This is a genomic window from Arthrobacter sp. 10N43, assembly GCF_056394525.1.
The window spans coordinates 30950-43126 of sequence record NZ_JBFTIA010000005.1 but is presented as its reverse complement, the minus strand read 5'-3'; the positions used below and the strand labels follow the sequence as shown (position 1 = coordinate 43126).

General features: G+C 67.8%; 13 protein-coding genes. 8 read left to right on the top strand and 5 right to left on the bottom strand.

The annotated features are described in order from the left end of the window. The first annotated feature begins 35 nt into the window (after window positions 1-35). Window positions 36-932 carry a TrmH family RNA methyltransferase gene (locus tag AC1DDO_RS11865; protein ID WP_476971868.1) on the top strand — a complete coding sequence of 299 codons (897 nt, stop codon included), beginning with the start codon at window positions 36-38 and terminating at the stop codon, window positions 930-932. 168 nt (window positions 933-1100) lie between these two features. Here AC1DDO_RS11865 and AC1DDO_RS11860 read toward each other — a convergent pair whose 3' ends face one another. Next, complete coding sequence (locus AC1DDO_RS11860; protein WP_090956472.1) at window positions 1101-1367, bottom strand: GlsB/YeaQ/YmgE family stress response membrane protein; 267 nt, start codon at window positions 1365-1367, stop codon at window positions 1101-1103. A gap of 230 nt (window positions 1368-1597) precedes the next feature. Between AC1DDO_RS11860 and AC1DDO_RS11855 the strand changes: the two genes are divergently transcribed. Beyond that, window positions 1598-2518 (top strand): cation diffusion facilitator family transporter, encoded by a 921-nt coding sequence (locus tag AC1DDO_RS11855; RefSeq protein WP_441409465.1) that lies wholly within the window; start codon window positions 1598-1600, stop codon window positions 2516-2518. Between the two features lie 96 nt (window positions 2519-2614). Here the strand turns inward: AC1DDO_RS11855 and AC1DDO_RS11850 are convergent, their stop codons facing one another. Beyond that, window positions 2615-3823, bottom strand: a complete 1209-nt coding sequence (locus AC1DDO_RS11850) for an MFS transporter (RefSeq protein ID WP_476971867.1) — start codon at window positions 3821-3823, stop codon at window positions 2615-2617. Window positions 3824-4086: 263 nt separating this feature from the next. On the opposite strand from AC1DDO_RS11850, the gene AC1DDO_RS11845 reads away from it, so the two are divergent. The 4 genes from AC1DDO_RS11845 to AC1DDO_RS11830 all read left to right on the top strand — a co-directional run bounded on the left by AC1DDO_RS11845 (window position 4087) and on the right by AC1DDO_RS11830 (window position 7638). Next, a complete protein-coding gene (locus AC1DDO_RS11845; protein WP_476971866.1) occupies window positions 4087-4551 on the top strand; it encodes a (deoxy)nucleoside triphosphate pyrophosphohydrolase in 465 nt (154 codons plus the stop codon). An 89-nt stretch (window positions 4552-4640) separates the two neighbouring features. Beyond that, on the top strand, window positions 4641-5795 hold the full coding sequence (locus AC1DDO_RS11840; protein WP_476971865.1) for a Re/Si-specific NAD(P)(+) transhydrogenase subunit alpha: 1155 nt from the start codon (window positions 4641-4643) through the stop codon (window positions 5793-5795). Then, complete coding sequence (locus AC1DDO_RS11835) at window positions 5792-6268, top strand: NAD(P) transhydrogenase subunit alpha part 2 (protein ID WP_476971864.1); 477 nt, start codon at window positions 5792-5794, stop codon at window positions 6266-6268. Before AC1DDO_RS11840 ends, AC1DDO_RS11835 begins: the two co-directional genes overlap by 4 nt. After that, the gene (locus AC1DDO_RS11830) at window positions 6265-7638 is read left to right on the top strand and encodes an NAD(P)(+) transhydrogenase (Re/Si-specific) subunit beta (protein ID WP_476971863.1); all 1374 of its coding nucleotides are present in this window, start codon (window positions 6265-6267) and stop codon (window positions 7636-7638) included. Before AC1DDO_RS11835 ends, AC1DDO_RS11830 begins: the two co-directional genes overlap by 4 nt. A 70-nt stretch (window positions 7639-7708) precedes the next feature. Here the strand turns inward: AC1DDO_RS11830 and AC1DDO_RS11825 are convergent, their stop codons facing one another. After that, window positions 7709-8875, bottom strand: a complete 1167-nt coding sequence (locus tag AC1DDO_RS11825; protein WP_476971862.1) for an Rv2578c family radical SAM protein — start codon at window positions 8873-8875, stop codon at window positions 7709-7711. Between the two features lie 136 nt (window positions 8876-9011). Here AC1DDO_RS11825 and pcp point away from each other — a divergent pair, with 136 nt between their 5' ends. Beyond that, a complete protein-coding gene (gene pcp, locus AC1DDO_RS11820; protein ID WP_476971861.1) occupies window positions 9012-9653 on the top strand; it encodes a pyroglutamyl-peptidase I in 642 nt (213 codons plus the stop codon). Window positions 9654-9723: 70 nt separating this feature from the next. On the opposite strand, the gene AC1DDO_RS11815 is transcribed toward pcp, so the two are convergent. Together AC1DDO_RS11815 and AC1DDO_RS11810 are read right to left on the bottom strand one after the other, a co-directional pair. Further along, complete coding sequence (locus tag AC1DDO_RS11815) at window positions 9724-10362, bottom strand: SIMPL domain-containing protein (protein ID WP_476971860.1); 639 nt, start codon at window positions 10360-10362, stop codon at window positions 9724-9726. 1 nt (window position 10363) lies between these two features. Beyond that, on the bottom strand, window positions 10364-10834 hold the full coding sequence (locus tag AC1DDO_RS11810) for an eCIS core domain-containing protein (protein WP_476971859.1): 471 nt from the start codon (window positions 10832-10834) through the stop codon (window positions 10364-10366). A gap of 279 nt (window positions 10835-11113) precedes the next feature. On the opposite strand from AC1DDO_RS11810, the gene pheS reads away from it, so the two are divergent. Further along, window positions 11114-12175 carry a phenylalanine--tRNA ligase subunit alpha gene (gene pheS, locus AC1DDO_RS11805; RefSeq protein ID WP_441409475.1) on the top strand — a complete coding sequence of 354 codons (1062 nt, stop codon included), beginning with the start codon at window positions 11114-11116 and terminating at the stop codon, window positions 12173-12175. The last annotated feature ends 2 nt before the right edge of the window (window positions 12176-12177 follow it).

Below are 12177 nucleotides of genomic sequence, written 5' to 3'. Positions count from 1 at the left end.
CCAGAACCGGCTACGAAAGCAACTAAGGTTCTTATATGAACGAAACCGGGCGCCCGCAAGATAATGCACTTTCCAATCCTCGAGCTGATCGGGTGAGGAAGGTGGCACAACTTGCCGGGCGCCCGGCGCGTTTAAAGCGCAGCGAGTTCCTGGCGGAGGGGCCGCAGGCCGTGCGCGAGGCCTTGGCGCTGCACCAGAAAAGGATTGCCGCGGGCCAGCCCGGCGTCGTCTATGAGGTCTACGCGAGCGAGGCCTGCCTGGACCGGCACCCGGACCTGGAGGCACTCGCCGAGGGCACCACGGCGTACCTCGCCACCGACGAAGTGCTGGCCGCCATGGCAGACACGGTCACCCCGCAGGGCATCCTCGCGGTCTGCGGTTTCCTTGACGTGAGCCTTGAACAGGTCCTCGACGCCGGCCCGCAGCTGATTGCCGTGCTGTGCCAGGTCCGGGACCCTGGCAACGCCGGCACCGTGCTCCGGGCGGCCGACGCGGCCGGCGCGGACGCCGTCATCCTGACCGCATCCAGCGTTGACATCTACAACCCCAAGGCCGTGCGCGCGACGGCGGGATCCCTCTTCCACCTGCCGATCGTCCTCGGCGCAGACGTGGAGGAGGTGGCGGCCCGCTGCAAGGAGCGGGGGATTGGCGTGCTCGCCGCCGACGGATACGGCCAGCTGAACCTGGACCGACTCCAGGACGAAAACGCGGCCCGACGCCTGGGATCTTCGGACGCCGAATCGGTCTACGCGCTCGAAAAGCCCACCGCCTGGCTCTTCGGCAACGAAGCCCAGGGCCTGTCCGAGGACGAGGTCGCGCTGGCAGACCACCGGGTGGCCGTTCCGGTCTATGGGGAAGCGGAAAGCCTGAATCTAGGCACCGCAGCCACCGTCTGCCTCTACGCCAGCGCCCGCTCCCAGCAGGCCACGTAAGGAACTTTGCAAAGGGCCTGTTGCAGGGACTTGCCGCTAACGCGTTCCTGCCGAATCGCCTCACGTAAAAGCACGTCAAACAAACGGCGGGACCCACCGAAAGGTGGGTCCCGCCGTCGTACTGTTACTGGCGCTGCATCCGCTGTGTGCGGTCGGCGCAGTGGGAAATTATGTGGTCTTGTTGCGTCCGGTGATGGCGCCGTAGATGCCCGCAACGGCGAGGCCGCCGACAATGGCCAGGAGCCAGGAACCGAGATTCCAGAATTCCATCTTGCCGCCGCCGAACAGAAGGTCGCCGATCCAGCCGCCGACAATTGCTCCGACGACGCCGAGCACGAGGCTGGTAACCCAACCGCCGCCGACCCTGCCGGGCATAACTGCCTTGACGATTGCACCTACTATGAGTCCGAGAATGATCCAGCCAAGAAAGCCCATGTCTCCTCCTACATAATTGTCGGCATCCAAATTGTGAATCCCGAACATGGCTTCAAGCTAACATAGGCCGGATTACTTGTCAGCAGGGGAATGCCCAATCGTTACGTGGCCGCACTGGCCCTTTTCGCGGTTCGGCGGCGACCCGGAAACGGGTACGGTATTCCTTGTGGGCGCTGGGTTCTTCCGGTGTCCGTGTCCACCCCGGAAGAACCCCATAAGGAGAAGTTCACGTGGCTGCAAATGGCGGTACCAAGGCGATTCTCGCGGCCCTGGCCGCAAACCTGACCATCGCCGTTTTGAAGTTCGTCGCCTACTTCCTGACGCTGTCCTCGTCCATGCTGGCGGAGGCGATCCACTCGCTCGCGGACTCCGGCAACCAGCTGCTGCTCCTGGTGGGCGGAAAGCGGGCGCAGCGGCAGGCCAGCCCCGAACACCCCTTCGGTTACGGCCGCGAGCGATACATCTATGCCTTCATTGTCTCGATTGTGCTGTTCAGCGTCGGCGGCCTGTTCGCGCTGTACGAGGCCTGGGGGAAAATCCAGCACCCGCACGCCATCGAGGGGGACTTCTGGTGGGTTCCGCTCGCGGTCCTGATCGGCGCGATCATTGCCGAGTCGTTCTCGTTCCGTACAGCGATCATCGAATCCAACCCCCTCAGGGGAAAGCAGAGCTGGGTAAAGTTCATCCGCAATGCCAAGCAACCGGAGCTCCCGGTGATCCTGCTCGAGGATTTCGGCGCCCTCGTGGGCCTGGTGTTCGCGCTGTTCGGCGTGGGCCTGACCCTCCTGACCGGGAACGGCATCTGGGACGCCCTGGGCACTGCGATGATCGGCCTGCTGCTCGTCGCGATCGCTGTGGTGCTGGCCATGGAAACCAAGTCCCTGCTGCTGGGCGAGTCGGCCACGCGCGATGACGTGGCCAAGATCCGCACCGCGATCGAAGCCGGCGGCACCAGCATCATTCATCTCAAGACCATGCACCTTGGCCCCGAGGAGCTGCTGGTCGCGGCCAAGATCAGCATCGCCCGCACGGATTCGGGCCAGGACATTGCCAAGGCGATCGACGACGCCGAGGTCCGGATCCGCGCGGCGGTCCCGATCGCCCGGGTCATCTACCTGGAACCGGACGTGCAGCGCGTCAGCGCCCCCTGACCGCCCGGAAAAGACCATAGAAACGGCGGCCCCGTCCAGTTCAACTGGACGGGGCCGCCGTTCTTTTGATCACTGCGTTTGAATGGCGAACGGCGGCTAGGACGCCAGCGGCCGCCTGCGTTCCACGGCGCCGCTGATGGCCGCGACTCCGAGCCCCAGGACGGCAAGGACTGCGCCCACAAGTGCCGGTGCGATGTAACCCCAGCCCCAGGCGATCACCAGACCGCCCAGGAAGGCGCCCAGGGCGTTGGCGACGTTGAGCGCCGCATGGTTGAGCGAGGACGCCAGGGACGGCGCGTCAGGGGAAGCATCCAGGAGCCTGGTCTGCAGGGCCGGAACCAGCATGGACCCGGCCGCGCCAACCACGAACACCATGACCAGCGCGGACCATGCCCAATGCACCGCAACGGCATAGACCACGAGCGCCACCGCCGTGGCGGGCAGCACCCAGTAGATGGTGCCCATGACAGACCTGTCGGCGATCCTGCCGCCAACGATGTTGCCCACCACCATGCCCACTCCGTACAGTGCCACGACCAGCGGCAGCCACAGCGCGGGCAGCCCGGCCACGGAGGTCATGGTGTGCGCAATGTACGTGTACGTCGCAAAGAAACCGCCAAAGCCGACAATGCCGACCAGGATGGCGAGCCAGACCTGGAGCCGTTTGAGCGCGCCCAGTTCACGGCGGAAGCTGGCATCCGCGTGCGGCTTCTGGAACGGCACGAACTTCCACAGCATGGCGAGCGTGATGATGCCGATCAGGCCGACCAGCAGGAACAGGAGCCGCCAGCCGTAGCTCTGGCCCAGCCAGGTGGCGAAGGGGACGCCGATGACGTTGGATACCGTCAGCCCGGCCATGACCATCGAAATGGCCCACCCGCGCTTGGTCGGCGCCACGAGGGAAGCAGCGATCACGGCCGCGACCCCGAAGAAGGCGCCGTGGGGCAGGCCCGCGGCGAACCGGGACACCAGCATGGAACCGTAGTCCGGGGCGAGGAAAGAACTGAGGTTGGCGATGCTGAAGAAGAGCATGAGCCCCAGCGCCAGGTACTTCCGGGGGAGCTTGGCCCCGACGGCGGCCAGCACCGGCGCGCCGACCACGACGCCGAGGGCATAGGCCGAAATGAGGTGGCCGGCCTCCGGGGTGCTGATGTTCAGGCCCTGCTCGATTTCCTTGAGCAGGCCCATCATGGTGAATTCGGTGGTGCCGATGCCAAAGCCGCCCATCGCCAGGGCGATGATGGCCAGGGCAAGGTGACGGGTGCCGGACTTGGACGATACCGGGGCATGTGTGGTGGTTGTCATTCGTCTTTTCGGGGAGATTTTCCGGGAAAGTCCGGAGGAGTCGGCCAGATAAATATGCTTTAAAGAACATGGAGGGGGCGCCGGATATTCCGCAGCTGGTCCGGCCGGTCCCTCCACTATTGTCCCCTACCTGGCCGCCACGGGTTTCCGCCTCCCGGTCCTGCCCCGCCGTGACGCCCGTCCCGGTCCTGCCCCGCCGTGACGCCCGGCGCCTGGCGCCGTAGCCGGAGCCCCGGCCGAGCGGTCACCATAGACTTGGTGGCGTGACTGGACTCATTGACGTCGTTGGCGGCGCAGTAGTGGACTCCCTGGCCGAACCGGGAAAGCTCCTTGTGGCGCGGCGTACGGCGCCCCCGCAGTTTGCCGGCATGTGGGAGTTCCCCGGCGGCAAGGTGGAGCCAGGCGAAGCAGCCGAAGACGCCTTGCATCGCGAGCTCCGGGAGGAACTGGGCGTGCTGGTCCGGCTCGGGACCGAACTGCCCGCGGAGGCCGCCGCCGGCTGGCCGCTTAACGAGAAAGCGGTCATGCGGGTCTGGTTCGCCGAGCTCGCCGACGGAGAGCCCCGCCCGCTGGAGGACCACGACCAACTGCGCTGGCTGGACCTCCGCAACCCGGCCGAGGTTCTGGACCTGCCATGGATCCCCGCGGATCTTCCGATCGTCGAAGCCCTGCTGGCTGCCGTCCGCGCCACCGGGCCCCGCGGAGTGGGAGCCGCACCCGGCCGCTGACTCCGACGCTCCGACGGGCTTCCGGGGCCCGCCTCTCGCCAAACCGTCAGGGGTATGCCTACTCTGAACGCAATCGAGAGGAGTGGCCCGTGCAGGTCGGTGTCGGACGAGAGCAGCGAACCGGAGAGCGCCGCGTTGCGGCCACCCCGGAGACGGTCCAGCAGCTGACGGCCCTCGGGCTCCATGTCCTGCTGGAGAGCGGCGCCGGAACCGAGGCAGGGTTCGCGGACGCAGCCTTCAAAGAGGCCGGAGCGACGGTGATCTCCGAGCTCCCGTACGAGGCCCTGGACGTCCTGCTGCATGTCCGCCCGCTAACGGTCGAGACAGCGGCCCGACTCCGGCCCGGCACGGTCACCATCGGCCTGGGATCGCCGGCATCGGAGCTGCCCGCCGTCCGGGCGCTGGCAGCGGCCGGGATCACCTCGTTCGCCCTGGAATTGCTCCCGCGGATCTCCCGGGCACAATCCATGGACGCGCTCAGCTCTCAGTCCCTGGTCACCGGCTACCGCGCCGTGCTGGAAGCCGCCGTGCGGTATCCGCGATTCTTCCCGCTGTACATGACAGCAGCCGGAACCATCCCGCCGGTGCGGGTACTGGTCCTCGGGGCCGGCGTCGCCGGGCTGCAGGCGATCGGCACGGCGAAGCGGCTTGGCGCCCGCGTGTCGGCAAACGATATCCGGGCCGCTTCCGCCGACGAGGTCGCCTCGATGGGTGGCACCTTCATCAACCTGGACGTTGATACGGCGGCAGAAGGCACCGGCGGCTACGCCCGTGAGCTCGGCGAGGACCGGGCGCAACGCCAGCGGAGCCTGCTCGCCCCGCACGTCGCCGCAGCGGACATCCTGATCACGACGGCGGCCATACCTGGCCGGCCCGCTCCCTTGCTGGTGACCACCGCCATGGTGGCCGGCATGAGGGCCGGTTCCGTCGTCGTCGACCTCGCCGCGGAGTCCGGCGGCAACGTCGAAGGCGTGATCGCAGGCCAGGACATCCAGGTGCCGGTCGACGGCGGATCGGTCACGCTCGTGGGCCTGCAGGACGCGGCGTCAGCCATGCCGTCGGATGCGTCCCGGCTCTACGCCCGGAACGTCAGCAACTTCCTCGCCCTCATGACCGACTGCGGCTCGGTGGCCCCGGACTTTGAGGACGACGTGGTCGCCGGGACCTGCCTGACCCACGGCGGCGCCGTGCGGCATGCCGCCACCGCGGCAGCATTGGAAGCAGCACTGGAAACGGAGGCATGATGGGCCCGGTCGCGTTGCTGACAGTAGTGGTGCTCGCCGTGTTCGTCGGCTTCGAAGTGGTCTCCAAGGTCACCAGCAAGCTGCACACACCGCTAATGTCCGGCGCCAACGCGATCCACGGCATCATCCTGGTGGGCGCCATCATCGTGGCCGGACAAGCCAGCGACCCGTGGGTGCTCGGCATTGCCCTGCTGGCGGTGGTTCTGGCAACGGTCAACCTGGTGGGCGGCTTCGTGGTCACAGACCGGATGCTGGAGATGTTCAGCGCCCACAAACGGTCAGGCACCCCGGCGCGCACCGTCCCCACCAAGGCCGGCGGCGCCGCAGCAGGCGGGCATACCAGCGACGGGCATACCGGCAACGGACCCACCAGCGACGGGCATACCGGCAACGGACCCACCAGCGACGGGCATATCAGCAACGCGAACTCCGGCGGCGGACACACCGGCGGCGCCGCGGGGGAGGTCCGATGAGCCTCCTGACCGCCGAATGGACCGCCCTGCTCTACCTTGCGGCAGCCGTCTGCTTCATCCTGGCGCTCAAGGGCCTCAGCACGCCGCGGACCGCCCGCCGCGGCAACCTCATCGGTGCCGCCGGGGCGCTCCTGGCCGTGGTCACCGTGTTCCTCTCGGCGCGGCTGGACAACATTCCGCCCATCCTTGGCGCCATCGCCGTCGGCTCCGCCGTTGCCGTCCCGGTGGCGCGGCGGGTGCAGATGACCCAGATGCCCCAGCTGGTGGCGCTCTTCAACGGTGTCGGAGGCGGTGCGGCCGCGCTGGTCGCCGTCCTGGAACTTGGCCACAACGAGGACCCGTGGGTCCGCCTGGCCGTGGTCTTCACCATGCTGGTGGGCGCGGTGTCCTTCGCCGGCTCGGCGGTGACTGTGGGCAAGCTGCAGGAACTCATCAGCACCCGCCCGCTGATGTTTCCCGGCATGCCCTGGGTCATGGGGGCCGTCCTGCTGGGAGCGGTCGTCTCGGGCGGGCTGGTGGTCCTGACGGGGTCGCTCGGCTGGTCTCTCGCGCTGCTGGGCCTGGGGCTGGCGGCCGGGCTGCTCCTGGTGTTGCCCGTCGGCGGGGCAGACGTGCCGATCGTGATCTCCCTGCTGAACGCCTTCACGGGCCTGGCGGTGGCAGCGTCCGGCGTGGTCCTGGGGAATGTCCTGCTGCTCGTCGCGGGAACGCTTGTTGGCGCCAGCGGCACCATCCTGACCAAGGTCATGGCCTCGGCCATGGGCCGCGGAGTCGCCGGCATCCTGTTCGGGGCGTTCAAGGGCGGCTCGACGGCGGGTTCCACCGCATTGAGTGACCGGCCGGTGCGTTCCTCGTCACCGGAGGACGTGGCCGTCCAGCTCGGCTATGCCCAGCGCGTGGTGATTGTTCCCGGCTACGGACTGGCCGTGGCGCAGGGCCAGCACACCGTGGCGGAACTCGCCGAGGCCCTGTCCGCCCGCGGCGTGGAGGTGGTCTTTGCCATCCACCCCGTGGCGGGACGCATGCCGGGCCACATGAACGTGCTGCTGGCCGAGGCCAACGTGCCCTATGAGTCGCTGCGGGAGCTGGCGGAAGTCAACCCGGAGTTCGCGACCACGGACATTGCGCTGGTGGTCGGCGCCAATGACGTGGTCAACCCGGCGGCCAAGTCCTCTCCCGGTTCGCCGATCTACGGGATGCCCATCCTGGAGGTGGTCCAGGCCCAGCAGGTCGTGTTCCTGAAGCGTTCCATGCGCCCGGGATTCGCCGGGATCGAGAACGAGCTCCTCCACGATCCCAAGACCACCCTCCTGTTCGGGGATGCCAAGGATTCGCTGGCGAAGGTGCTCGGCGCGGTCAAGGCGCTGTAAGGCCAGCACCCGCCGGGGATCCGGCTCGCTGGTCGCGTTCCTCGGGAACAGCTCGCTGGCAGCACCGCCATCAAAACAGTGTCGGCTGGGCTGTATTTGAGTTGGCGGCGTTTGCGTGGCTGGCATTTGCATGCACGGTGTTTGCGTAGCCGGCGGTTGCGTGCCCGGCGGTGTCCGGGATGCTTCCGGCCGGGTACTGGGCTTCCTCCTGCCGTGCGTCGTCATGGTCGCTGCCGGCGTCAAGATCCCTGTGGCTGAATCCCTGCGAGCCCGAAAAGCCGTGCAGGTCCTTGAAGTAGCGGATGCGGCCGGCCAGCCAGGCCCGGTATTCCTTCGACGCATAGGAACCGCTGCCGTAGAGGCGCCGGTACTTGCCGGCCAGTTGCGGATGTTCGCGGGCGATCCACTGCATGAACCATTCACGGGTACCCGGCTTCAGGTACAGTGCACCGGCCGTGACCCCCGTGGCCCCGGCTGCTGCCAGGGCGCCGAAGAGGGAGTCGAGGGCGTCGTCGCCGTCGGAGAGCCACGGCAGGATGGGCATGGCCATGACGCCGCAGGGCAGGCCGGCCTCCCGCAGCCGGGAGACGAGCTTCAGCCGTGCCCGTGGCCCCGGCGTGCCCGGCTCCACGGCTTCTGAAAGCTGCTCGTTGGTCATCGCCAGGGAGATGCCAACGCCGACCGGCACCTGGGCCGCGGCATGCTTCAGAAGCGGGATGTCCCGGGCCAGGAGCGTGCCCTTGGTCAGGATGGACAGGGGAGTGCCGGAATCGGCGAGGGCGCCGATGATGCCGGGCATGAGCTGATACCGGCCCTCGGCCCGCTGGTACGGGTCGGTGTTGGTGCCCAGGGCCACGTGTTCGTGCCGCCAGGTGGGTTTGGCCAGTTCCCGGCGCAGGACCTCGGCGGCGTTGATCTTGACCACCACCTGGCTGTCAAAGTCCAGACCGGCATCGAAGTCCAGATAGGTGTGGCTCTTGCGGGCAAAGCAGTAGACGCAGGCGTGGCTGCACCCCCGGTAGGGGTTGATGGTCCAGTCGAACGGCATCCGCGAACCGGCGACCACCTTGTTGAGCACCGATTTGGCGGTGACCTCATGGAAGGTGATCCCGGCAAACTCCGGGGTGGACACGGACCGCACGAGTCCGGCCAGGGGCAGCAGGGCGGCAGTGCCCGGCGAAGCGGCTGGGGCACCCGGGGATGCGTCGCGTTCGAGTGCTTGTGCGTCCCATCTCATGCCTATATTCGAATGTATGTTCGAATAAAAGTCAAGGGTGCCGCGGGTCTCCGGGGGATCGGCCGCGAAGTGTGGGGCAAATAGTTCGGGGCAGCTGGGCCGGCCGCAGCGTTGGCCGCGTTGCTAGGCTGGGGCGATGATTCTCCTCACCGGGTTCGAGCCGTTCGGCGGCGAAACGGCCAATCCGTCGTGGGCCGCGGCCAGTTCGGCGGCACGGCAGCTCCAGGCCGAAGGGCTCGACGTCCGGGCGGTGGAACTGCCCTGCGTCTTCGGCGCCTCGGCCAAGGCGCTGGAGGAAGCCATGGAACGCTTCCGCCCGGAGCTTGTGCTGTGCGCCGGCCAGGCAGGCGGGAGGTCGCGCATCTCGCTGGAACGGGTGGCCATCAACTGCGACGACGCCCGCATCCCGGACAACGCCGGCAACCAGCCCGTGGACGAACCCGTGGTCCAGGACGGGCCGGCCGCCTATTTCACGTCACTGCCCATCAAGGCGGCGCTCGCGGCGTTGACGGCAGAGCAGATCCCGGCGGAAGTATCCCAGAGCGCGGGAACGTATGTGTGCAACCACGTCTTCTACGCGCTCATGCACGCCCTGCGGCTCCTTCCGGGCACCAGGGGAGGCTTTGTCCACATCCCCTACGCCGACACCCAGGTTCCGGCCGGGAGCAGCACCCCGTCGCTGCCGGCGCAACAGATGGCGGCGGCGCTCGCCGTCGTCGTCCGCACCACGCTTGGGACGACGGCGGACCTCCGGCTCTCTGCGGGCGCAACGCACTAGCGGGCAGACCACAAGGCGGGCCGGTGGCCGCTCCCGCAACCCAAAGGGCAGCGAGGCCGAGTGTGGGCGGTCAGTCGAGCAGTTCCCAGACGACACCCACCGTGGCGGCGACGCTCGACTCGCCGGCCTCGACGGCGAGCGAATCCGTGGCCACCGCCCGCTGCATCTTCGCGACAGGGATCGGCGCCTGGAAGCCGGTGTGCTGGGTGAGGGAAAGGACCTTGCCCAGTCCGGTCCCGGAGAGGGCGGCGTAGTGCTCGGCCGTGGTGCGGGCATCCTGCCAGGCGGCCTCGCGTGCCCGCGCCTCGACGGCGGCGGAATCCGTGAAGCCGAGGCTCAGCCCGTTGAGCCGGACGGCGTCGCCGCCGGCAGCAACGGCCGCGGCAAGGATCTGTGAGGACTCGGACAATCCGCGGATCCGGACGGTGAGCGTGCTGGAGGCCAGGTAGCCGGTGACGGTCTGGCCGCGGCCGTCCTGCCAGTTCACCTCGGCCCGCACGTTGAGCCCCGAGGTGGACATGTCGGCGCTGTCCACGCCGTGTTGCCGGAGCTCCGCCGTGATGGCGGCCGACCGTGTTCCCGCATCGCCGTAGGCCTCTGCCACGGTATCGCGGCGGCATTCGACCCCGATCGACAAGGTCAGGAGGTCCGGCACCGCCTCGGCGCTGCCGGTTCCGGTGACCGAGATGCTTCTGCGGTGCTCTGCCATGTCAGGCCTCATATCGTTCGGGGGCGGTTGCGCCCGTTCTCTGGTGGGTCCAATGATGGGTCCCCGACCTGCCGGGCAACGGGTAGCCGCCCGCTTCCAGTCCGGCGTGGCGCTCGAAGATGTTGGCGCTGCCCGGGTTGCCCGTGCGCACCAGCGACCAGCCCGCGGCGATGAAATACAGCGGAAGGAAGGGCAGCCCGAGGCACCAGGCGTACTGGGTGCTGTGGCGCTCCTCGTGTCCCAGGAGCGCTGGATTGGCGACGGCGGATTCGGGGCCGGCGCGGAACACGATGACGTTGCCCACCGTGAACGCCGCGGCAAACGGCAGCCGCCAGCGGTAGCGGCTCGCGATCAGCAGTCCGCGCGGCCCGGACCTGATGGATGTCCGGGCGCAGGCTGCCAGCAGCAGGCCCAGGAGCGTGGACCCGTTCAGCATGTTGGCGACCTGCCGAAGCCGCTGTCCGGACGTCATGAGGCCATGGTAGCCGGGGGTGTGCCAAGCGGTCAGGGGGCTGCCGGAGGGAAGCTTCACGAACGCCTGGCCGTTGCCGTGCGGCTGACGGCGGTCTACTAGACTGGAGTGGGCGCCTGCCGGAGCGATTTCGGCCGGCCCCAATGCAGTGACCTGTGTTTGATGCAGTGACCTGTGAGAATGAACTGTGACCATAAGCCTTGCCGGCTACCCGCGCCCGCGCCCTGTGCCCGTGCCGTAGGCAGTTGGCATGATCCGACTCGTAGCTAAGAACAGTAGATGACTGAAACTTTGCCGGGCGCCGCCGTCCCGAATCCTCTGGATGAAGCCGCCATTACCGCTGCCGTAGACCAGGCCGTCGCCGCCATCGCTGCCGCGGCGACCCTCGATGAACTCAAGGCCGTGCGCCTCGCGCACACGGGCGAAAAGTCCGCGTTGAGCCTCGCCAACCGTGAGATCGGCGCGCTTCCCAAGGACCAGAAGGCCGCCGCCGGCAAGCTCATGGGCGCCTCGCGCGGACGCGTCAACAAGGCGCTCGCAGATCGGACTACCGAGCTCGAAGCGGAGAACGACGCGCGGATCCTGGTCGAAGAGACCGTTGACGTCACGGCGGCGCCGCGCCGCCGTCGTGCCGGTGCGCGCCACCCGCTGTCCACGCTGCAGGACCGCGTGGCGGACATCTTCGTCGGCATGGGGTGGGAAATCGCCGAAGGGCCCGAAGTCGAGTCCGAATGGTTCAACTTCGATGCCCTGAACTTCAAGCCGGACCACCCTGCCCGCGACATGCAGGACACGTTCTTCGTCGAGCCGCCAGAGGCCCACCTGCTCATGCGCACGCACACCTCACCGGTCCAGGTCCGCTCCATGCTGGAACGCGAACTGCCCATCTACGTGCTGTGCCCGGGCAAGGTTTTCCGCACCGACGAGCTCGACGCGACGCACACGCCGGTGTTCCACCAGTTCGAGGGCCTGGCCATCGACAAGAAGCTCAGCATGGCGGACCTCCGCGGCACCCTGGAGCACTTCGCGCGGCAGATGTTCGGCGCTGAAGCCCAGATCCGGCTGCGCCCGAACTATTTCCCGTTCACCGAGCCGTCCGCCGAGCTGGACATCTGGCACCCGGGCGCCAAGGGCGGCCCCAGCTGGATCGAGTGGGGCGGCTGCGGCATGGTCAACCCCAACGTCCTGCGCGCCGCCGGCATCGACCCGGACGTTTATTCAGGTTTTGCCTTCGGCATGGGCATTGAACGCACCCTCATGTTCCGCAACGAGGTCGGCGACATGCGCGACATGATTGAAGGCGACGTACGTTTCAGCGAGCACTTCGGGATGGAGATCTAACA